Source organism: Kitasatospora sp. NPDC023385, assembly GCF_055664045.1.
The window spans coordinates 67,363-88,392 of the sequence record NZ_JBVOOL010000014.1; the positions used below are offsets into that span (position 1 = coordinate 67,363).

The following is a 21,030-nucleotide window of genomic DNA, read 5'->3' on the forward strand; positions in this document are numbered from 1 at the left end:
CAAGACCACACCGGCGTCAGTGTCCAGTGCATCGCGCGGTGTCCAGCACACGGCACCGGTATCCAGCACATCGGGGCGGGCGTGCCGGGCTCCGGCCGGTCACCGCCCGTGCGTCGCGAACTTCCTTACGGCGAGCGGCATGCAGAGCGCGAGCAGTGCGCCGCTCCAGAGCAGTGCGGCGAGCGCGGCGTGCTGCATCGGCCAGGCGGACCCGGGGGCCGAGGGGTTGCCGAAGAGTTCCCGGCAGGCCTGGACGACGGAGCTGATCGGGTTCCAGTCGGCGACGAACCGCAGCCAGCCGGGCATCCCGCCGGTCGGCACGTAGGCGTTGGTGACCATCGCCACCGGGAAGACCATCACGGAGAGCTGGCCGGCGGCCTCCTCCTTGCCGACGGCCAGGCCGAGCAGCGTGCCGGCCCAGGTCATCACGAACCGGAAGAGCAGCAGCAGCGCGAACGCGCCTGCGGTGTCGCCGAGTCCGTGCCGGGCGCGCCACCCGGCGGCGAGTCCGACCAGGGCGAGCAGCGCCAGCACGACCAGGCTGACCAGCAGGTCGGCGAGGGTCTGCCCGAGCAGCAGGCCGGTACGGGAGACCGGCATGGAGCGCAGCCGGTCGGTGACCCCGCGCCCGACGTCCCGGGCGGCGCCGACCATCGTCGGCATGATGCCGTTGGTGGCGACCATGGCGAACAGTCCGGGCATCAGGAACTCCCGGTAGTCACCGCCGCCCGGCACCTGCATGGCGCTGCCGAAGACGTACCCGAAGACCACCACCATGACCACGGGGACGCCCAGCGAGGCGGCCAACAGGCCCGGCGAGTGGCGGTAGTTGAGCAGGATGCGGAGCATCGACGTCCAGGTGTCGCAGACCAGCCGGCCGACGGCGGACGGTCGCGGGGCGGAGTATCCGACGGCGGCCATCAGACGGCCCTCCCCGAGCCGGCGCACTCACCGATGGACTCGCCGACAGACTCCCCGCCGGGCTGATTCGTGAGCGCGAGGAACACGTCGTCCAGCGAGGGCACCCGCACCGCGACGTCCCGCGCGACGACACCCGCACCGTCCAACTCCCGTACCAGCGAGGGCAGTAGGACGGAGGCGCCCGGCGCCGTCAGCACCGTGACGGTCCGCTCGGCGACGTCGACCTGCGCGTCACCGCCGGTCATGGCGGACAACGCGACGGCGGTGGCGGCGAGTTGCCCCGGGTCGGCCACAGTGACGGAGACCTGGCTGCCGATCGCCGCCTTGAGCCGGTCGGGCGGTCCGGTGGCGATGGCGGCGCCGTGGTCGACGACCACGATGTCGTCGGCGAGCCGGTCGGCCTCCTCCAGGTACTGGGTGGTGAGCAGCACGGTGGTACCGCCGTCCGCCAGTTCCTTGACGCTGTCCCAGATGTCCTGCCGGCTGCGCGGGTCGAGCCCGGTGGTGGGTTCGTCGAGGAAGAGCACGGGTGGGCCGGTGATGAGGCTGGCGATGAGGTCGAGGCGCCGGCGCATTCCGCCGGAGTAGGTGCGTACGAGCCGGTCGGCGGCGTCGTCCAGGTCGAAGCGGGCCAGCAGTTCGTCGGCGCGTGCCCGGGCCCGGCGGGCGCCGAGGCGGTGGAGCCGGCCGAGCAGGCGGAGGTTGTCGCGGCCGGTGATGCCTTCGTCGACTGCGGCGTGCTGCCCGGCGAGGCCGATGGCGCGCCGGACGTCCTCGGCGGCACGGACGACGTCGTGCCCGGCGACCCGGGCGGTGCCGCGGTCGGGGGCGACCAGGGTGGCGAGGACGCGGACGGCGGTGGTCTTGCCGGCGCCGTTGGGGCCGAGGAGGCCACAGACGGTGCCGGCCGGGACGGTGAGGTCGAGGCCGCGCAGGGCCTCGGTGGCGCCGAATCGTTTCTCCACGCCCGCCATCTCGATGGCGGGCCGGGTGGTGTCGGACATGACTCTCCCCGTTCTCTAGGTACATCGTACGTAGAAGCTCGTACAAGCGCATCCTACTACGTACGGCGTACGTATCCGAGAGGTGATCCGAGGACGTCCCTAAGATGGGAAAACGAGGTGATCTTCCGTGCCGTCCAGCAACCCCACACCCCCCGACAAGCCCGCACCGTCCAGCAGCCCCACGCCGCCCGAGACCCCAGCGCCCCCCGCACCCCCCGAGGCCCCCGAGGCCCCCGAGCTGATCTGGCTGCGCCCCGAGCGCACCGGCCGCGGCCCGCGCCCGGCCCACAGCCGCGACTCGATCGCGGCCGCGGCCATCGGGATCGCCGACGCCGAGGGCCTGGACGCGGTCTCCATGCGCCGGGTCGCGGCAGCGCTCGGCGCGGGCACCATGTCGCTCTACAACTACGTGCCGAAGAAGGAGCACCTGCTCGACCTGATGCTCGACGCGGTGACCGGCGAGTACCGGCTGCCGTCGGCGCCGAGCGGCGACCTGAGGGCCGACCTCGCCGACCTCGCCCACCAGCAGCTCGCCATCGCCCGCCGCCACCCCTGGCTGCCCGGCCTGGTGTTGGCCCGCCCCGGCATCGGCCCCAACGCCCTGCGCTACACCGACCACTTCCTCGCCGTCACTGCCCCCACCGGCCTGGGCGGTGGTGCCCGGATGGAGGCGATGGCGCTGTTCAACGGGTTCATCACCCAGTTCGCGCAGTACGAGCAGACGGCGGCGGCGGGCGCCAAGTGGCAGTCGGAGCTGGTCGGTTACCTCGGCCGGGCGGCGGCGAGCGGCGAATTCCCGCACCTGGCCGAGGCGTTCGCGACGGCGGGCCCGCCTGCCGACCCGGACAGGGCCTTCGACCGCACCCTGGACCGGGTGATCTCCGCCATCCTGGCGCCCGCGACGGAGGACTAGACCAGAGCTGCCCTCGGCAGCACCCCAACGACCCGGCCGTCCACCAGCACCAGCACGCCCGGCTGCGACCGCCCTGCCTGCCCCAGCGCCGCCCGCGCCTCGGCCGCCGACTGCCCGACACCCACCGCCGGCAGCGCCGGCCCGATCAGCGAGCCGAGCGGATCGCCCGGCTTGGCACTGCCGTCCGCGAGCGCGGCCGCCAGCACCTCGCGCGACACCGAACCCACCACCTCCGTCGCGCTCACCCCGAACGGGCGCGCCGCCCGCGCCAGCACGACCGGGGCGACACCGCCCGGCGCGGCCCGCAGCGCCTCCAGTGCCTCGCCCGTGGTGGCGCCGGCCTCGACCGCGACCAACGGGCCGGCGGTATCGAGCAGCGGCCGGAGCGTGGCGCCTTCCTCCAGGAAACCCCACTCACGCATCCACGCGTCGCTGTGCACCTTGGACAGGTACGAGCGCCCCGAGTCCGGCAGCACCACGACCACCAGGTCGGCCGGGCCGAGCCGCCGCGCCACCCGCAGCGCCGCCGCCACCGCCGCGCCCGAGGACGGGCCGACCAGGAGGCCCTCCTCACGCGCGAGCCGGCGCGCCGTCAGCAGCGACTCGCGGTCCGGGATCCGCTCGAAGGAGTCGACCACCTCCGAGCGGTAGGCCTGCGGCCAGCGGTCCTCGACCGTCTCGGGGTGGAGGAAGTGCCCGATGCTCTCGACGAACCACGGGCTGCCGTCGCCGCCCCCGTACGAGGAGGACTCCGGGTCCGCGCCGACCACGCTCACCGCGCCGCCGGACACCTGCTTCAGGTACCCGCCGGTGCCGGTGACGGTGCCGCCGGTGCCGACGCCCGCGACGAAGTGGGTCACCCGGCCGCCGGTCTGCTCCCAGATCTCCGGGCCGGTGGTCCGGACATGGGCATCGGGATTGGCCGGGTTGTCGTACTGGTTGGCGAGCCAGGCGCCGGGGATCTCCTCGGCGAGCCGCCGGACCACGTTGAACAGGTGCCTCGGGTCCTCCTGCGGCACCGAGGTCGCGGCGAGCACCACCTCCGCGCCGTACGCCCGCAGGATGTCCGACTTCTCTGGCGCCGACCGGTCCGACACTCCGGCGATCACCCGGTACCCGCGTCGGCGCCCCACGATGGCCAGGCCGATGCCGGTGTTGCCGGAAGTCGCCTCGACGATCGTCCCGCCGGGCTTCAGCAGACCGTCCCGCTCGGCGGCCAGGATCATGGACAGCGCGGCGCGGTCCTTCACGCTGCCGCCGATGCTGAGGAACTCGGCCTTGGCGTAGACCGGCGCGGCGACACCGGCACCGAGCCGGGAGAGCCGGAACAGCGGCGTCCCGCCGATCGCGTCGAGGACGGATTCGTGCACTGCGGTCATCCTGGGCTCCTTCATCAGGTGCAGCGGGTACGGACGTTCCGACCCAGCCTGCCCACACCCGCGCTCCGCTAGCCGTCCTGACGGGCGCCTCCCCCACCCGAGGGAGGCGCCCCCACCCCGCGCAGGACGGCAACCCCGGCCGCCCTCGGCAGGCTTGGGACGCGGAGATCCGCCGAGCACCGAGCAGAAGCGGACCCGAGGACCAAGGACCAAGGCCAAGGACCAAGGCCAAGAACCAAGGAGCGAGGACCGGACATGACCCGACACCACCTGCGCGCCGTCAGCACAGCCGGCACCGTCACCCTCACCGGCTGCCTCGCCCTCCCCTACATCACCCTGAAGACGTACTGGGCCGCGGGCGGCCGAGCGGGTGTGGCGGACGGCTGCGAACTCGCGGACGACTTCCGGCGCAACGGCGCACCGGCCGCCCTGGTCTGGCTGGAGCGCCACCGGGTGGACTTCACCGCCGTCCTGGCAGTGACGGGCGTGGCCCTCGCGCTCACCCTGGCCCGACGCCCGCCGGTCCGCGGCCTGCCCGAGCGCCTGCTGCTCGCCCCCGCCTGGGCCGGCACGCTGCTGATCCCGTACGGGCTGCTCACCGCCCTCGTGGCCGCGCTCGGCGACGACCCGGGCGGCGGTCCGCTGACCGGCTGGGTCGTCCCGGCCGGGGCCGCGGCCTTCGTCGGCATCGGGACGGCGCTGGGGGTCGCCGCCTGGTCACACCGCCAACCGGCCGGGCACTGACGCTGTCAGCGCGGCCGACACCTCCCGGTCCGTCACCCCTCCACAAGCCCGCCTCCACCGCGCTTCTCCTCCCTATGGCGCCGAGGTCGTCACACCTGCCCCACCTGTCCCGGCGTGGTGAAATCCCCTCGTCACAGCCGCCCGGCTCCCGTAGCGTGGTGCGGTCGATGATCTTGAGGCCAGAACGGGGCGCCACACCATGCAGCAGTACCAGGGCTGGGCCGACGAACGGTTCGGCGCCGTCGCGGACGTCTTCGCACGCAACTTCGCCGAGTTCCCCGAGCTGGGCGCCGCCGTCACGGTGTTCGCCGGCGGCCGCAAGGTGGTCGAGCTGTGGGGCGGCACGGCCGACGACCGCACCGGCCGGGCCTGGACGCAGGACACCGTGGTGCCGGTCTTCTCCTGCGCGAAGGGCCCGGTGAGCATCTGCGCGCACCTGCTCGCCCAGCAGGGCCGGCTCGATCCGGACGCCCCCGTCGCCCGCTACTGGCCCGAGTTCGCCCGCCACGGCAAGCAGGACATCACCACCCGGATGATCCTCGGCCACCGCGCCGGCCTCCCGGCCCTGGACGCCGTGCTCTCCTTCGAGGAGATCGCCGCCTGGGAGCCGGTGATCCGGGCGATCGAGGCGCAGCAGCCGCTCTGGGAGCCGGGCACGAACTACGAGTACCACGGCCATGTGTTCGGATTCGCGGTCGGCGAGGTGATCCGCCGGATCACCGGCCTGACCCCGGGCGCGTTCCTGCGCAAGGAGATCGCCGAGCCGCTCGGCCTGCCGGTCTGGATCGGCTTGCCGGAGAGCGAACTTCCGCGCCTGGCGCGACTGGTGGAGGCGGAGGGCCGCCGCCCGATGCCCGGCCCCGAGCACCTGCTGAGCCGGATCGTCACGATGAACGGCGCCCTGGTCTTCCCCGGCCTGGACGTGCCGCACGGCTGGAACGACCCGGCCCTGCACGCGATCGAGCTGCCCGGCGCGGGCGCCGTCGCCTCCGCCACCGGCCTGGCAGGGCTGTACGCGGCGGCGGTCACCGGACTGGACGACGGCGACCGGCTGCTCTCCGCCGCCACGGTGACCGACGCGGTGCGCGAAGTCTCCTCCGGCGCGGGCTTCCTGGGCTTCGACATGGGCGCCCGCTGGGGCTCCGGCGTCCTACTCGACTCCCCGGCCTTTCGCGCACTGCTGGGCGGGCGCAGCTTCGGCAATGACGGCGCCGGCGGCCAGTTCGCCTTCGGCGACGACGAGTTCGGCATCGGCTTCGCCTATGTCGCCAACCGGATGATCGGCCACGGCGACGCCCGGGCGACCCGACTCATCGACGCGGTGCGCGGGTGCCTGGGGTGACGGACTTCCTCACCGCCCTCACCGGCCTGGCCACCACCGGCGGCCTCGGCGACCTGCGCTACGGCGCCTCGCTGCCCGAACTCGCCGCGCGCTACGGCGATCCGTGGGACGGCGGGCGCCTCCACCGCGGCGACCGCTGGCCGCACGGCTTCGGCTGGGGCGACGTGCAGGCGGTGTTCTGCCGCTGCCGCCAGCTCCGGTCGCTGTCCCTGCCGGTCTGGCACGGCGAGCTCGAACTCCCGTGGGCGCAAGGTGCGTTGGTGACGCTCGACACCCACGTCGGCGAGCGTGACCTGATGGCCGCGCTGACCGCCGCCGGCCGCCCCTGGCGGACGGTGACGTACGAGAACCTCCCCCACCAGCGGAACCTGGAGTTCTCGCCGGCCGAGGAGGTCCGGGTGGAGCTGGTCCTCACCGATCGCGAGGGTTACGACGAGCCACCGCTGGAGGAGTGGGTGCTGCACAAGGCGGTGCTGTGGGGCTACGACCACGTCGACTGCCCCGAGCCGGACCGCTCCCTGCCGGACGACGGCTGGGGCGCGGCCGAAGGCTGAGCCTTGGCGAACCGAACGCCGAACGCCCAGAGCCCAACTCCGAAGAAGCGACGGTCCGTTCCGTCCCCTGCGCGGAACGGACCGTCACCGGATCCCCTGAACTCCCCGGCTACTTCAGCAGGAAGTCGTACACCGCCTGCCGCCCGGCCGGGTCGGCCGCCCGGGTCTGCACCGAGTGCGCCGCCCCGGGGACGATGACGATCTGCGGGTCGCGCGCCAACCCGGCTGCAGGGCGGCGATGCGGCCGCGCGTGCTCGTCATGTTCGTGACGCGGTCACGGAAGTAGCCTGCGCCCCGGGGCACTTCGATGGCGAGCATTCGAGCGAGGATTCGACCAGGGTCGAATCCTCATCGCCCGAGATCGGGCTGCGGAAGGCGGTCATCAGAAGGCGGGCGGACCCACCGGACTTGCCGGAACGGACAAGCCTGACGCTCCGTCAACGTCCGTACAGCGCAGCTGCAGCGCTCACTCCAGGACGCGCGGCCGGATCACCCGGACCCACTCCTCCGGCTGCGACAGGTGCGGGGCGTGGCCGGCGCCCGTGTACAGGTGCCGTTCGGCCTTCGACAGGCTGAGGTCGATGAGGTCCAGCACCTCGCCGAACATCGGCGCACTGTCATCGCTCTGCGTCAGCAGCGCCGGTTCGGTGAACCCGGCCAGCGCGGTGAGGTCGAGGTCGAACGCGTCCGGGTCGCGCAGTTCGTCGAGGTAGGTGGGCGCGTTGCGGATGTACGTGTGCCGGATCGGCGCGGGCAGTTGCTCCCACGCGCCGGGCCCGAAGGCGAGGCTGTTCACGTACAGTTCGGCGGCCGCGGCCGATTCGGCCTGCTCCAGCAGCTCACGGACGGCGGCGATCCGGTCGGCGAAGGCGGTGCCGATCGGGCGCAGCTCCGGGTCGGCGAGGAGGATGCCGGAGCCGGGCGGCTCGTGCACGGCGATCCCCCGGAGCAGGTCGGGGCGGGCGGAGGCGAGCCGGAGCGTGACCAGCGCGCCGTAGGAGTCCCCGTAGACGAAGGCCGGCGCGAGGCCGAGACCGTGGATCAACCCGGCCAGGTCGGCCGCGTCCTCGTACACCGAACCCTGGGTGAGCAGATCCTCACTGCGGCTGTGCCCGCGGCGGTCGTAGGCGACCACGGTCGCGGACTCCGCCAGGCCCGGCACCACCCGGGCCCAGGAGTCCCCGTCGCTCCACGAACCGTGCACCAGGACGGCGCCGGGGCCCTCGCCGTGGGCCTCGTAGTGCAGCGCCACCCCGTTCACCCTGATCTCGGCCATCACGAGTCTCCCGACCTCGGCGGTGCTCCCCCACCAGCCTGACACACCTGTCTGGAAGGGTCAGATCCGCCGACCGGAGGCCCCGTCACGGTCCGTGACCAGGGCGGCTTCCCCCTCGCCCGGCGCCCGCGCCCGCGCGCCCAACGCCCGACGCCCGACGCCCCGCGAAGCCTCAGCCCATCCCCCGCACCGGCGGCTCGTCCCGCGTCCCGTCCTCCGCCACCACTGTGAAGCGCTCCGGTCCCGAGACCGACAGGTCCACCGGGTACAGCGACGCCGTGCCGTTCACGTCCAGCTCCGCGGTCCGCCGTCCGGTGGCCGCGTCCACCCGGGCGATCCGGCCGCGGGTCATCGCCCACACCGAGGTCCCGTCCACCGCCACCCCGGTGACCTGGTCGTCCAGGCCCGCCGTCCATCGCTGCCCGCCGTCCGTGAGCGAGTACGCGAGCAGCCGGCCCGTGGCGCTGCGGCTCGGGTGCTTGCCGCCGCTGATGGTGACGTCGCCGGGCTTCTCGCCCGGCACGATGAACAGGTCGCCCACGACCACCCCGCCGAACAGCGGCCGGGCGTCGAACTCGTCGAAGGCGTGCAGGCCGCCCAGCATCACGTCCAGGTCGTACTCGTCCCCGGAGACCGGGATCGACGCCCGCTGCCGACCGGCCCGGTCGTAGCTGAGCACCGCGTGTGTGCCGCGCTCGCCCTGGGCGTCGACCCACACCGCGAGCGGGTCGACCGACACCACCGCGAGGTTCTTCAGCCCGCCGGTCGCCGGCAGGGCGATCCGCGACCGCTCCTGCCCGTCGGCGGCCGCCAGTGACCTCAGCACGGGCGCCGCCCCGCCGCACTGCGCGACCGTGACCACGTCCTGTGCCCCGGCCGTGACCTGCAGCGGGGAGCAGCCGGCGTCGGCGGTGCCGCGCCAGACGTCCCCGCCGTCGGTCAGCCGTACGGCCCGCCAGCCGCCCTTCTCCTGCAGCACGACGTGCTGCCCGGCGACGGCGACCACGTCCGGCGCGGCCGCGTCGCCGTCGCGGGCCGGCGCATCGACGGCGGCGGTCCAGCCCTCCGTGCCGTCGGCGAGGCTCAGCGAGGTCACCGCCGAGCACGGCCGGTCGTGCGGCGAGTGTCCGATCAGTCCGATCACGGCCCCGACCCCCATCCCGGCAGGCCCGCCCGCAGCCCCGCCCGCGGACCCGCCCGCAGCCCCGCCCGCGGACCCGCCCGCAGCCCCGCCCGCACCGCTGCCCTGCCCGGTCCCCCGGCTCATCGCGCACACCGAGTCCTCGCCCGGCGGAGTCCACCGCCAGACGACCGCGCCGGTGGCAGCGCGGTACGCCACCACCACGTCGGGCCGCACCCGCACCACCAGGTCACCGGCCGTCCAGCTGCCCACCGCGCGGGTCGTGGACGGCCGGTCCAGCGGCGCCTTCCAGGAGTCGTTGAGGCCGCCCCCGGCGAAGGAGACGAAGATCGACAGGCCCAGCACCGCCCCGACGGCGGCCGACGGCAGCCCGTACCTGGGGTGGATAAGGGCCCAGACGAAGCCCGCGCCGCACGGCATCAGCCCGAGGATGCTGATCACGCCCATGTACGCCAGGCTGTCGCCGCCGAACCCGTTCGCCGGCCCGAGCAGCACCGCCAACCCCATGCTGACGAACATGGCGCCCAGCACGCCGCCGGAGACCACCAGCCAGGTCTCCCTGTTCCAGGCGAACCTGGCACCCCACCCCGCCCGGACGACCCTGTCCTCGGGCCCAACGGCCATGCCGGTCTCTCCCCCTGCCACGCGCCGCCCTCCCCGCGACGAGGCGACGATCTTCGGATCGTTGCAGAGGCCGCCATGATCCGAAACAAAGAGCAGGGAAAACCCCGGACATCACCTGCGCATGCGAGGGCCGGAACGCGCCGACGGATCGCCCGCACCGGCCTCGCGGGCACCGGGACTCCACCGAGCCCGCCGGGACATGGGGCCAATATTGGCCCGCCATGCCCACGGCCCCGTCGCCCAGCCGAGCGGCCGAGCGGCCGACCGACCGGCCCTCGGCGGGGCGGTCGGGTTGAGGCCAGGAAGCACTTCGGCGCCGACGCCCGCCTCCAACCACCGCCGATCGCCCAGGTCGGCGGCGGCACCGTCGCCGACCGGTTCGGCGGTCCCTGCTCGCGCACCACGACCCGCCGCCGGAACCGTAGAATCCGCCTGTACACATCAGGAAGGATTTCGCGTGTTCCGAGCGCAGCGTCCGCGCACTGCCGAGCTGACCCCCCGACAGGGAGACGAGCCGGTCAAAGGCGTCGCCCTGCTACTTCCGGGCGGCTTCCTCCGCAGCCGCACCGGGCCGCTGAAGGTCGCCGAACTGGGTCTGCGGGACGTCGCCGCCGAACTCACCGACCGCGGCCGTCCCCACGGGGTCGCCGTGCACCTGCTGCGCTACCGCTACAGCGGCTGGAACGGCGCCGACGCCGACACCGCCGTCGACACCCGCTGGGCGCTCGACGAACTCGCCCGCCGGCACCCGGGCGCACCGGTGGTCCTGATCGGCAACTCGCTCGGCGGCCGCGCCGCCTTCTGGTGCGCCGGTCACCCGTCCGTCGTCGGCGTCGCCGGCATCGCCCCCTGGCTGCCCAGCGGCGACCCGGTCGACCAGCTGGCCGGGCGACGCGTACTGATCGTCCACGGGACCGGCGACCACAGCGCCGCCAACGCCACCCAGTCCCTGGAGTACGCGCTGCGCGCCCGCCGGGTCGCCCCCGACCTCGCCCGCTACGAGGCCCCCGGCGGCAACCACTACCTCTTCCGCGAAGCCCGCGACATCAGCGCCCTCACCACCGACTTCACCCTCGCCACCCTGAACGCCGCCCCCGCCCCCCTCGCAACCGGCACGGTCTGCACCCGCCTCCCCACCCGGGCCTGAGGGCCGTCCCGTAACGGACTTCCGAGACGGCCGCCCGGGCTCTGCCGCCGGTCGGCCGCCGGGACGACCGAGGGATGGCTCTCGTGGGGGATCGTGATCGTGCGCGTGGCCGACGCACCGCCGTCGAGGTCCGGCGAGGGTGGGGTCATGCCGATCGCACGTCCCGCCCTCCCGCTCGGCGACACCGAGCATCCCGTCCCCGCGTGGGCCCTCCGACTCGCCAGAGCCCTCCCGTTCGTCGTGCTGCCCCACTGCCTGTGGCGGCTGCCGTTCGCCGCGGACTTCCGGATGGGCATGGTCGACCCGGCGGCACCGGCCGCTCCTGGTGGACGCCGTTCTACGTCGTCGGGCTCAGTGTGCTCACCGAGGCGCTGGCGCTGCTGACCACCGGCCTGGTGAGCGGGTGGGGCGAGGTGGTGCCGCGCTGGGTGCCGTTCCTCGGCGGCCGGCGGGTGGCGCCGGCCACCGCGGTAGTCCCGGCGGCCTTGGGCGGCATCGCCCTGGTGGCGATGTTCGACCTCTACCCGCTCGCCTGGGCGGGCGTCCTGCCCGAGGTCGGGTTCAGCAACGGATGGTGGACAGCCCTGGCGCGGGTGTGCATCCTGAGTCCCGTCCCACCGCGACGTCAGCCGCCCGCTCCCGCGTCCTGTTCCGTACCGCCGCTGTCGCCTCGGCCATGGCCGCCCTGCTGGGCGGCACCGCCGCAGCCGCGCCCGTCCACCCACCGGCCCACACCGCCGCCCACACCCCCGCCCAGGCCAGCACGGCCAAGGGAGAACAGGAGATGCCAGGCCGACCGACGCGCTCCGAAATCGCGTTGGCGGTCGGCCGCCCCTCCTGCCTATCGTCGGGGGATGACTACCCGAACCTTCCGCATCATGGTGCGCGGCGTCTTCGACGGCCTCACCGAGGAGCAGCGCGCCGAGCTCGTCAGTGCGGCACCCGAGCACGACGTGCTGCGTGCCGCCTTCACCCGCGAGGGCCACCTCAGCTACGACCTCTCCGCGCGGGCCGCGTTCACCTTCCGCTTCCTCGACGAGGGCGAGGCCGAGGAGGACATCCTGGGGGCCACCGAACGGGCCGAGCAGGCGGCACAGGGCTGGCTCGCGGAGCGCGGCTACGGTTTCAAGAACCTCCGTTCCCAGGCCGAGGACCTCTCCCAGGCGGCGCTCGGCAAGCGGCAGCGCCGCGCCGCCACCGCTCGCTGATCCAGCCCCACCCCCTCCGCCACCTCCTTGACGGCTTCCCGGCGGGCTATACTTGAGCAGTCAAGGAGGTGGCAATGACAGACCAAGCCAGGACGAGCCCGGGCCCCGACCCGCTGGACACCGCCCTGCGGCTGGCCCGCGCCCAGACGGCCGTGGTCAAACGGTTCGACGCGGGCCTCAGCAGGCTGCACGGCGTGAGCCTGTCCGACTTCACCATGCTGCTCCACCTGTCCCAGGCTCCGGGCGGCAGGATGCGCCGGGTCGATCTCGCCGAGGCCCTCGGCCTCACGGCCTCCGGCGTGACCCGGGGTCTCGCACCGCTGGAGCGGATCGGCCTGGTCACCCGCGAGGCCGCAGCCCGCGACGCCCGGGTCGCGTACGCCGCCCTCACCCCGACGGGGCGTGAACGCCTCGCCGAGATGCTGCACACCGCCCAGCAGGTCGCCGCCGAGCACTTCGCGGCCGACCAGTGGAACGCCGACGACCTCACCCGTCTGTCCGCCCTGCTCACGCGCCTCGGCGGCACCGCCCCCGGCCGGCAGCTCGGCTGAACGCCACCGGCCGAGAAGCCCCCGCACTCCCAGGAGACCCCCCGATGACCGACCCCGACCTCACCGTCGACGGCACCGGCCTGCTCTGCGTCCAGCTGCTGCTCCGCCTGCGCGCCCGGATCGCCCACCTCCCGGCCGGCGCGGTGGTCCACATCCACACCACCGACCCCGCCGCCCCGCTCGACCTGCCCGCCTGGTGCCACCTGACCGGCCACGCATACCTCGGCCAGGTCCCGTACGAGGCCACCGACCGCGAGGTGTACGCCCTGCGTCTCACCTCCGCCCCCGTCCACACCCGCCCCGACCGCCCCTGGCACCCGGCCCCCACCACCGGCTGACCGCGCGGCCCGACTCCCGCAAGTGCCCTTCGGCGTCCACCTCAGCGGGAGTTCCGCGCCCAGGTCCTCGGCGACCCGTCCGCTCCAGAAGACCTGGCAAGGGGCCCGAGAACGGCTCACTCCCGACTTCCCTCAGCTGTCCGGTGTGCCACGATGAGGGAGACGAACGGCCGAGAACCACAGGGAGGTTGACCAGCATGGACCCGACCCTCCACTGCCACTGGCACAACGAGGACGGCCAGTGGGCACTGACCGTCAGCCACAACGGCCACGACTGGGAGCTGCTCGCCGCCACGCCCCACGGGTCCGAGCGCCTCCCCTTCGCGAACCCGGACGAGGTCCGCCAGCTCGCCCAGGCCCTGCTGGACCTGCCCGCGGAACCCGAGCCGTACGAGTTCGAATGGCAGCTCTCCCGGACCGAGCTCGCGCGGACGGGGCGGGAACTGACCCGCTTCGCGACCTTCGCCGTCGGTCTCGACCCGACCGACGGCCACCGGCCGTACCTGGCCTACCAGTCCTACTTCCACTGGGACCAGACGACCGCACTCGGCCTGGAGGTGGTCTGCGAGGACCCGCCGGTCGACCACCTCCGCGCCCAGGCCCACGCGTTCCTCACCAGCCTCCCCTGCCCGCCCCCGGTGCAGCCGTAGTCGCCACCGGCGACGACCGACTCCCAGCCGTAACCGCCTCAGCCCGCGCCCGAGCCCCGACTCACGCCACGGCGCGCAGCGCCCACTCCACTTCCGCCGCACAACTCTTCGGCGCTGACCATCCGTTGACCACCGCCAGCAGTTCCAGGTAACGCTCGCGTCGCGGGTCCGCCACCGCCGCCAGCCGTGCCGCGAGCCGCGCCACCAACCGACCGCGCGTCTCCCCGTCCCCTCCCGGCACCATTCCCGCGTACTGCTGCAACAGCTCGGCCACGACGGCCGACGCCCCATCCGACGTCGGTGCCATCCCTGCCGCGAGCGCCCAGCCGGCCAGCTTCCGCACCGCCACCGCCAGTCCGGGCCGAGGTCGGCCTTCGCCGCCCTCCGCCGCCTCGTCCTCGGCGAGCCCGCGCAGCAGTGCCCGGAACCCCTCGTCCCCCGCCAACTGCGCCAACTCCACCCAGGCCTCGACCTGTTCGGCGGACGGGTCCTCCGGCAGCTCCGGCGTCAACGAGCGCGCCACCCCGGCAAACCGCCCACCAGCCATCGCCCCCGACACCACCCCACCGAACACGCCTGCCAGGAACTCCCCGATCAGACGCCCACGTTCGTCCTCCGACAGCCGGGCCAAACGGTGCACGAACGTCAACTCCTCCGGTGTCGACCCACGCCTGGCCACCGCTCCCAGTACCGCCCGCCGCAGCCGCAGCATCCGGATCTAGGGGGGGAGGTGCAAGCGCCCCTCAACGGGCGCCCCTCAACGAGCGCCCTCTCAACGAGCGAGGTCCGCCCCCCCCGCCCCCCGCTCAGGCCGTCCGCCGCAGCAGCGCCAGGTACATCGCGTCCGTCCCGTGCAGGTGCGGCCACAGCTGCACGTCCGGCCCGTCGCCGAGCGCCGGGACGCCGGGCAGCAGCGGACGCGCGTCAATCCACTCGACCCGCCCGGCCTCCTCGCGCAGCACGTCGTCCACGACCGCCCGGGTTTCCGCCAGGTGCGGCGAGCAGGTTGCGTAGCCGACCACGCCGCCGACCCGGGTGGCGTCGATGGCCGAGCGCAGCAGGTCCCGCTGGAGCGGCCCGAAGGCCGCGACGTCTGCCGGTCGGCGGCGCCAGCGCGCCTCGGGGCGGCGTCGCAGCGCGCCCAGTCCGGAGCACGGCACGTCGACCAGCACCCGGTCGAAGCCGTCGGCCCGCCAGGCCGGGCGGGTGCCGTCGGCCGCGATCACCGTGTAGGGGCCGGGGTTGCCCTCCAGCGCGCGTGCCACCAGTCGGGCCCGGTGGGGCTGCTTCTCGCTCGCGACCAGCCCCGCCCCGCGTTCGGCGGCCAGTGCGGCGAGCAGCGCCGCCTTGCCGCCGGGGCCGGCACAGCCGTCGAGCCAGATCCGGTCGGGGCCTTCCAGGGGGGCGTTCGCGAGGGCGAGTGCGACCAGCTGGCTGCCTTCGTCCTGGACGCCGACCCGGTTGTCCTGCACGGCCTCGACCGAGCCGGGGTCGCCGCCTTCGGCGAGCCGCAGTGCGAACGGGGACCAGCGTCCCGGCTGGGCCTCGGGCAGGGCGTCGGCGAGCTCGCCGACGGTGGCGCGGCCGGGACGGGCGACGAGGGTGACCTCGGGCCGCTCGTTGTCGGCGCGCAGCAGGTCCTCGATGGCGCTGCGCCCGGAGGCGTCGGGCTGCCAGCGGCCGAGCGAGTCCCAGAGCGCGGAGACCACCCAGCGCGGGTGCGAGTGGACGACCGCCAGGTGGTCCTCGGCGTCCTGGTCGTACGGCGGGGCGACCTGTTCGATCCAGGCGTCCAGGTCGCGGGCGCTGATCCGGCGCAGCACGGCGTTGACGAACTTCGCCTTGCCGTCGCCGAGCACGACGCGGGCGAGTTCGACGGTCGCCGAGACGGCGGCGTGGCTGGGGATCCGGGTGGTGAGCAGCTGGTGGGCGCCGAGCGAGAGCACGTCCAGCACCGGCGGGTCGACCTTGCTGAGCGGCCGGTCGATGCAGGCCGCGATGATCGCGTCGTAGGTGCCCTGCAGCCGCAGGGTGCCGTAGACGAGTTCGGTGGCCAGGGCGGCGTCGCGCCGGTCCATGCCCTTCTGCTCGGCTTCGCGGAGCAGCGAGGGCAGGATCAGGTTGGCGTACGCGTCCCGCTCGTCGACGGCGCGCAGGGCGCGGAACGCGACGATCCGGGCCGGGTCCTTCTTCGGGCGGCGGTGCGGGCGGGGGGCGCGGCTGGCGCTGGGGGTGGTCACGGGTGCCTCAAAGTGCTGCGGTTGTTATCGGAAGATCTCACTCGAACAGTAACGTTTGAACCAGGTGTCAGCCCTCGGAGCCCTGGCCCCCCGCGGCCTCGCCCCCGAAGCGCTCCCCCGCCTCCAGCCGGGCGCCCCGGGCCCAGTCCGCCGCCCGCATGGCCTTCTTGCCCTGCGGGCGGACCTCGCCCAGCTCGATGTCGTGGCTGCCGGTGCCGACCCGCACGCTGTTCTTGCCGGCCATCGCCACCTCGCCGGGCGCCAGCTCGGCCGACTCCGGCAGCAGCTTCACCGGCCCGGTGACCTTCAGCCGCTCGCCCCGGAACTCCGTCCACGCCCCCGGTGCCGGCGCGCAGCCCCGCACCACGCGGTCGATCCGCAGCGCGGGGTGGTGCCAGTCGATGCGGGCGTCCTCGACGGTGATCTTCGGCGCGAGCGTGACGCCCTGGGCCGGCTGCGGCACGGCGTGCAGGGAGCCGTCCTCGATGCCGTCCATGGTGGCCACGAGCAGCCGGGCGCCGGAGAGCGAGAGCCGGGTGAGCAGTTCGCCGCTGGTGTCGGTCGGGCGGATCTCCTCGGTGATCACCCCGTAGACCGGGCCGGAGTCCAGGCCCTGCTCGATCAGGAAGGTGGACGCGCCGGTGACCTCGTCGCCGGCCAGCACCGAGTGCTGGACGGGGGCCGCGCCGCGCCAGGCGGGCAGCAGCGAGAAGTGCAGGTTGACCCAGCCGCGCTTGGGGATCTCCAGGGTGCCGGGGCGCAGCAGCGCGCCGTAGGCGACCACGGGGCAGCAGTCGGGGGCGAGTTCGGTGAGCCGGGCGACGAACTCGGGGTCACTGGGCTTCGCCGGCTTGAGGACCTCGATCCCGGCCTCCTCGGCGCGCTGCGCGACGGGGCTGGCGACCAGCTTGCGGCCGCGGCCGGCGGGGGCGTCGGGCCGGGTGACCACCGCGACGACCTCGTGCCGGTCGGAGGCGAGCAGGGCGTCCAGGGCGGGAACGGCTACCTCGGGGGTGCCGGCGAAGACGAGACGCATCAAGTGCCTTTCTGCAGAACGAAGTCGGGAGGACGCATTGGTAGGACGCATCGGGAGAGCGCGTCGGGGGGCGCGTCAGGAGAGCACGCCGGAAGGACGCAAGCTCAGCGCGCCGCGCCGAAGGTGCTGTGCGGCGAGACCTTGACGACCGGCGCCGGCCCGCCGTCCCAGTCCGCCTCGCGGATCGCCTTGAGCGCGGCCTTGCGCTGTTCGCGGTCGAGCCGGTCGATGAAGATGATGCCGTCCAGGTGGTCGGTCTCGTGCTGGATGCAGCGGGCGAGCAGTTGGGTGCCTTCCAGGGTGACCGGGTCGCCGTGCATGTTGAAGCCCTTGGCCACCACGCCGTACGCGCGCCTGGTGTCGTAGCGCAGTCCGGGCAGTGAGAGGCAGCCTTCGGGGCCTTCCTGCTCGTCCTCGCTGAGCGACAGGTCCGGGTTGATCAGGTGCCCGGTGACGCCGTCCACGTGGTACGTGAACACCCGCAGCGAGACGCCGAGTTGGGGGGCTGCCAGGCCGGCGCCGGGGGCGTCCAGCATGGTCTCGGTGAGGTCGCGGACCAGGTTGCGCAGTTCCTTGTCGAACACGGTCACCGGCTGGGCGGTGGCCCTCAGGACGGGGTCTCCGAAGAGTCGGATCGGCTGGATCGCCACGGGGTGCGGGCTCCTGTCCGTCGAGGTGTCGGGCGTCCGGGAAGGACTGCGGGCAACGGTTGTTCCCGCCAAGTCTATGCAACGCACCGGCCCCGTCCCCCACGCCCTCGGACCGCCGGAGGACCCGCCGGAGGACCCGCCGGAGGACCCCCGGCATATCCCGACTCTGCCGAGCGGCGTTACCCCGGCCCCCGATTCGGCGTTGGTCAAGAGAGATTGACCGGGGCCGGGCGCACGGGACACCGCGCTCCGGCCGAGCTGAACCGTACGGAAGGTGGCGCGTAAGCCATGGCCGAGCAGATCAACCACGACGCCCGGGCGCGGGCGAGCCTGCACCTGCTGGTGCGGGACATCGAGCGGGTGAGGCGCCAGGTCGACGCGCTGCGGACGCTCACCGCCCAACTGGGAAACGTCTACCGACCTCGCCGACCCAGCACCTCGGCCGGCTTCGTGGTGTACGGACGGGCGCCGGCGCCGACCGTGCGCCTGGCACAGGAGTTGCGGGAGAGCGTGGAGACCCTCGTGGCGGCGGCGGTCGAGTTCGACCGCGCGCTGGGGTTCTCCTGGGACTCGGTGGGCTCCGCCCTCGGGGTCACCAAGCAGGCCGTGCACCGCCGCTACGGCATGCGCCGCCCGACCAGCGAGCTCCTCGCCGCCAGCGCCGCCGTTCCGGGCCCGAGCCGCCCGGACCGCGCCGAGGAGCTGCCCGCCGCGCCCACCAGCGGCCTGGCCGCGACCGTCCCCGCCGCCCGCCAGGGCGGCCTGGACCGCAGCAGCCTGGACCGCGCCGCCCTCGACCGCGGCCCGATGGACCGCACGCCCATCGAGCGCACCTCCCTCGACCGCACCCCCCTCGACCGCACACCCATCGAGCACCCCGCCATCGACCGCACGCCCCCCGAGCGCGTTTCCGTGGACCGCACCCCCATCGACCGCGGCACCCCCGTCGACCGCACGGGCATCCCCCTGCGCGGCTGACGGACTCGACCGCCACCGGACCGTCCGGGGCGGGGTGGCTCACCCACCCCGCCCCGCCGACCCGTCCGCTCACTCCCCCCGCCGACCGGTCCCCACACCCCCTCCGCACCCAGGGCCGAACGGCCTCAGCCGATGTCCGTCGGATCCATCCGCACCCGCACCGGCTCCGCCGTCCGCAGCGCGATCCGCGCGATCTGCGCCGCCTTGAGCGCCGCCGCGAGCGCCGCCCCCTGCCCGGGCGCGACGCGCAGCAGCGCCCGTTCCTGGTCCTCCCCGCGCAGCACCGGTACCGGCACCGGCCCGAGCACGTCCGCCCCCTCCGGCAGCCGGATCAGGCCCAGCAGGTCGGCGACGGCCGCCGGGCTCCCGCTGACCGACGCCATCCGCGACACCGGCGGGAAGTGCAGTTGCGCCCGCTCGTCCCGTTCCAGCCCGGCGTGCCCGAGCGGATCCCACCGCACCAGCGCCTGGACGGGCCGGGCCGAGGGCTCGGCGACCACGACCACCGTGCCGCCCTCGGCCGAGGACCGCACGAGGGCGGCGGCCGCCAGCCACAGCCGCAGGGTCTCCTCGCCGGCCCGCAGGTCCGGCCGGCTCAGCAGCGCCCACCCGTCCAGCAGCAGCGCGGCCCCGTACCCGCCGCCGCTCGCGCCGCCTTCCACCACCGGCTCCGCGCCCGGGGTGGAGATGACCAGCGAGGGCTCGTCCGGCACGGTGGCGAGTACGGCGTCGCGTCCCGAGGTCCGGACCGGGATCCGCGGGAACGACTTGCCCAGTTCCTCCGCCGTCCGCCGGGCGCCGATCACCTGGGCCCGCAGCCGGAAGGATCCGCACTCCGGGCAGTGCCACTCGTTCTCGGGTTCGCCGCACCATCCGCAGTGCAGCGCCGCGTCCGCCGAGGGCGCTTCCAGCGGTCCCTCGCACCGCCGGCACCGGGCCGGGGTCCGGCAGCGCCCGCAGGCCAGCCGGGGCACGTAGCCGCGCCGGGGCACCTGGATGAGCACCGGGTGTCCGGCCGCCAGCGCTTCCCGGGCGGCTTCCCAGGCCACCGAGGGCAGCCGGGCGGCCTGTGCGGCCGCGTCGCGGTGCTGGTCCTGGTCGGTGACGGTCCGCACCCGCGGCGCGACCTGCCGCACGGTCTCCCGGTCGGCGACCAGCGGGCGCGCCCAGCCGGTGCTGACCAGCTGCGCGCCTTCCACCGTGACCGCGTGGCCGCCCAGCAGCACCGCCGCGCCTTCCTCGGCGGCGCGCAGCAGCGCGACCTCCCGGACGTGCGGGTGCGGAGCGCGGGGATCGCTGTGACTGCTGTCCCCGTCCGACCAGACGACGACCAGTCCGAGGTCGCGCACCGGCGCGAACATGGTGGCGCGGGTGCCGATCGCGGCGTGCACGGAGCCGCGGCTCACGGTGAGCCAGCGCTTGTAGCGCTCGCGCGGGCCGAGGTCGGCCTCCAGGGCGACGTGCGTCCCGGGGCCGAGCAGTTCGGTCAGCGCCTGGTCGACCCGGGCCACCGACCGCTTGTCCGGCAGCACGACCAGCGCGCCGCGCCCGCTCGCCAGTGTCGCCCCCACCGCGCGGGCGATCTCGTACGGCCAGCCGGGGCCGGGCAGCGCCGCCCAGACGGCGCGCGGCGATCCGCCGCCGGCGAGCGCGGCGAGGAAGTCGGGTCCGGCGGGGTAGCGCTGCCAGCCGCCGGGGCCCGGGGCGGCGGGGCGCGGCAGGGGTTGCGGGGAGGGCTCGGCCTCGGCCTTGGCGTGCCGGGGCGGGACGGCGAGTTGCAGCACGTCGGCGAGCGTCCCGGCGTAGCGGTCGGCGACGGTCCGGCACAGTCGCAGGAGCTGCGGGCTGAGGACGGGTTCGGGCGAGAGCACTTGTGCCAGCGGGGCGAGCGGCCCAGGGAAGTCGCTCTTCTCCAGTCGGGCGACGATGAACCCGTCGTGCAGTTCGCCGCCCTCGCGCTGCCCCTTGACCACGCGCGCCCCGAAGCGCACCCGCACCCGGACGCCCGGCTGGGCTTCGTCGGCCATGTCGGCCGGCACGGCGTAGTCGAAGAACTTGTCGATGGTGAGCACGCCCTTGTCCACCACGACCCGGGCCACCGGCAGGTGCTCGGCCCGCTTGGCTCCGCGCCAGGTGCGCGGCTTGGCCCGCTTGACCGTCTCCCGGATGAACGCCAGCTGCTCCGGCTCGCCGACCCCACCGGTCTCGCCGCTCCGGCCGACGCCGCCGACGCCGCCGGTCGCGCCGACCCCGCCGACACCACTCGTCTCGCCGACGCCGCCGGCCCCGTTCTCCCCTGTGTTGCTCATCGCCACCAACTACTACCAGGTCAGA

General features: G+C 74.4%; 21 protein-coding genes and 1 pseudogene. 11 read left to right on the plus strand and 11 right to left on the minus strand.

Going from position 1 to position 21,030, the window contains the following annotated elements:
- Nucleotides 1-99 precede the first annotated feature (99 nt).
- Both AC0B61_RS22315 and AC0B61_RS22320 read right to left on the minus strand, forming a co-directional pair.
- Nucleotides 100-921: an ABC transporter permease gene (locus AC0B61_RS22315; protein WP_471742474.1), complete on the minus strand. Its 822-nt coding sequence runs from the start codon at nt 919-921 to the stop codon at nt 100-102.
- Nucleotides 921-1,925, minus strand: coding sequence for an ATP-binding cassette domain-containing protein (locus AC0B61_RS22320; protein ID WP_471742475.1), 1,005 nt, complete (start codon nt 1,923-1,925; stop codon nt 921-923). Before AC0B61_RS22320 ends, AC0B61_RS22315 begins: the two co-directional genes overlap by 1 nt.
- A gap of 127 nt (nt 1,926-2,052) precedes the next feature.
- Between AC0B61_RS22320 and AC0B61_RS22325 the strand changes: the two genes are divergently transcribed.
- Nucleotides 2,053-2,838, plus strand: a complete 786-nt coding sequence (locus AC0B61_RS22325; RefSeq protein WP_471742476.1) for a TetR/AcrR family transcriptional regulator — start codon at nt 2,053-2,055, stop codon at nt 2,836-2,838.
- On the opposite strand, the gene AC0B61_RS22330 is transcribed toward AC0B61_RS22325, so the two are convergent.
- Nucleotides 2,835-4,217 (minus strand): pyridoxal-phosphate dependent enzyme, encoded by a 1,383-nt coding sequence (locus AC0B61_RS22330; protein WP_471742477.1) that lies wholly within the window; start codon nt 4,215-4,217, stop codon nt 2,835-2,837. The genes AC0B61_RS22325 and AC0B61_RS22330 overlap by 4 nt on opposite strands.
- Before the next feature lie 255 nt (nt 4,218-4,472).
- On the opposite strand from AC0B61_RS22330, the gene AC0B61_RS22335 reads away from it, so the two are divergent.
- The 3 genes from AC0B61_RS22335 (at nt 4,473) to AC0B61_RS22345 (ending at nt 6,857) form a co-directional block, all read left to right on the plus strand.
- Complete coding sequence (locus AC0B61_RS22335; protein ID WP_471742478.1) at nt 4,473-4,961, plus strand: hypothetical protein; 489 nt, start codon at nt 4,473-4,475, stop codon at nt 4,959-4,961.
- A 199-nt stretch (nt 4,962-5,160) separates the two neighbouring features.
- On the plus strand, nt 5,161-6,303 hold the full coding sequence (locus AC0B61_RS22340) for a serine hydrolase domain-containing protein (RefSeq protein ID WP_471742479.1): 1,143 nt from the start codon (nt 5,161-5,163) through the stop codon (nt 6,301-6,303).
- Nucleotides 6,300-6,857 carry a hypothetical protein gene (locus AC0B61_RS22345; RefSeq protein ID WP_471742480.1) on the plus strand — a complete coding sequence of 186 codons (558 nt, stop codon included), beginning with the start codon at nt 6,300-6,302 and terminating at the stop codon, nt 6,855-6,857. Before AC0B61_RS22340 ends, AC0B61_RS22345 begins: the two co-directional genes overlap by 4 nt.
- 466 nt (nt 6,858-7,323) lie before the next feature.
- On the opposite strand, the gene AC0B61_RS22350 is transcribed toward AC0B61_RS22345, so the two are convergent.
- On the minus strand, nt 7,324-8,133 hold the full coding sequence (locus AC0B61_RS22350; protein WP_471742481.1) for an alpha/beta fold hydrolase: 810 nt from the start codon (nt 8,131-8,133) through the stop codon (nt 7,324-7,326).
- Nucleotides 8,134-8,305: 172 nt separating this feature from the next.
- Nucleotides 8,306-9,898, minus strand: a complete 1,593-nt coding sequence (locus AC0B61_RS22355; protein ID WP_471742483.1) for an outer membrane protein assembly factor BamB family protein — start codon at nt 9,896-9,898, stop codon at nt 8,306-8,308.
- 457 nt (nt 9,899-10,355) lie between these two features.
- On the opposite strand from AC0B61_RS22355, the gene AC0B61_RS22360 reads away from it, so the two are divergent.
- Entirely contained in the window at nt 10,356-11,045 is a 690-nt protein-coding gene (locus AC0B61_RS22360) for an alpha/beta hydrolase (protein WP_471742484.1), read from the plus strand.
- A gap of 337 nt (nt 11,046-11,382) precedes the next feature.
- Here the strand turns inward: AC0B61_RS22360 and AC0B61_RS22365 are convergent, their stop codons facing one another.
- Nucleotides 11,383-11,541, minus strand: coding sequence for a hypothetical protein (locus tag AC0B61_RS22365; protein ID WP_471742485.1), 159 nt, complete (start codon nt 11,539-11,541; stop codon nt 11,383-11,385).
- Between the two features lie 358 nt (nt 11,542-11,899).
- On the opposite strand from AC0B61_RS22365, the gene AC0B61_RS22370 reads away from it, so the two are divergent.
- From AC0B61_RS22370 to AC0B61_RS22385, 4 genes are all read left to right on the plus strand, one after another.
- Nucleotides 11,900-12,253: a DUF6204 family protein gene (locus tag AC0B61_RS22370; RefSeq protein WP_471742486.1), complete on the plus strand. Its 354-nt coding sequence runs from the start codon at nt 11,900-11,902 to the stop codon at nt 12,251-12,253.
- Nucleotides 12,254-12,327: 74 nt separating this feature from the next.
- Nucleotides 12,328-12,804 carry a MarR family winged helix-turn-helix transcriptional regulator gene (locus tag AC0B61_RS22375; RefSeq protein WP_471742487.1) on the plus strand — a complete coding sequence of 159 codons (477 nt, stop codon included), beginning with the start codon at nt 12,328-12,330 and terminating at the stop codon, nt 12,802-12,804.
- Nucleotides 12,805-12,848: 44 nt separating this feature from the next.
- Nucleotides 12,849-13,142, plus strand: a complete 294-nt coding sequence (locus AC0B61_RS22380; protein ID WP_471742488.1) for a sulfurtransferase TusA family protein — start codon at nt 12,849-12,851, stop codon at nt 13,140-13,142.
- A 197-nt stretch (nt 13,143-13,339) separates the two neighbouring features.
- On the plus strand, nt 13,340-13,792 hold the full coding sequence (locus tag AC0B61_RS22385; protein ID WP_471742489.1) for a hypothetical protein: 453 nt from the start codon (nt 13,340-13,342) through the stop codon (nt 13,790-13,792).
- Between the two features lie 61 nt (nt 13,793-13,853).
- On the opposite strand, the gene AC0B61_RS22390 is transcribed toward AC0B61_RS22385, so the two are convergent.
- From AC0B61_RS22390 to def, 4 genes are all read right to left on the minus strand, one after another.
- Nucleotides 13,854-14,441 (minus strand): hypothetical protein, encoded by a 588-nt coding sequence (locus AC0B61_RS22390; protein WP_471742490.1) that lies wholly within the window; start codon nt 14,439-14,441, stop codon nt 13,854-13,856.
- A 157-nt stretch (nt 14,442-14,598) separates the two neighbouring features.
- Nucleotides 14,599-16,032 (minus strand): RsmB/NOP family class I SAM-dependent RNA methyltransferase, encoded by a 1,434-nt coding sequence (locus AC0B61_RS22395; RefSeq protein ID WP_471742491.1) that lies wholly within the window; start codon nt 16,030-16,032, stop codon nt 14,599-14,601.
- Between the two features lie 67 nt (nt 16,033-16,099).
- Nucleotides 16,100-17,068: a methionyl-tRNA formyltransferase gene (fmt, locus tag AC0B61_RS22400; protein ID WP_471742492.1), complete on the minus strand. Its 969-nt coding sequence runs from the start codon at nt 17,066-17,068 to the stop codon at nt 16,100-16,102.
- Nucleotides 17,069-17,172: 104 nt separating this feature from the next.
- Nucleotides 17,173-17,718 carry a peptide deformylase gene (gene def, locus AC0B61_RS22405; RefSeq protein ID WP_471742493.1) on the minus strand — a complete coding sequence of 182 codons (546 nt, stop codon included), beginning with the start codon at nt 17,716-17,718 and terminating at the stop codon, nt 17,173-17,175.
- 288 nt (nt 17,719-18,006) lie between these two features.
- Here def and AC0B61_RS22410 point away from each other — a divergent pair.
- Both AC0B61_RS22410 and AC0B61_RS22415 read left to right on the plus strand, forming a co-directional pair.
- Nucleotides 18,007-18,521 (plus strand): annotated as a pseudogene (locus AC0B61_RS22410) (hypothetical protein); the annotation flags it as partial.
- 4 nt (nt 18,522-18,525) lie between these two features.
- On the plus strand, nt 18,526-18,696 hold the full coding sequence (locus tag AC0B61_RS22415; protein WP_471742494.1) for a hypothetical protein: 171 nt from the start codon (nt 18,526-18,528) through the stop codon (nt 18,694-18,696).
- 125 nt (nt 18,697-18,821) lie between these two features.
- Here the strand turns inward: AC0B61_RS22415 and AC0B61_RS22420 are convergent, their stop codons facing one another.
- Nucleotides 18,822-21,005, minus strand: a complete 2,184-nt coding sequence (locus AC0B61_RS22420; RefSeq protein WP_471742495.1) for a primosomal protein N' — start codon at nt 21,003-21,005, stop codon at nt 18,822-18,824.
- Nucleotides 21,006-21,030 lie beyond the last annotated feature (25 nt).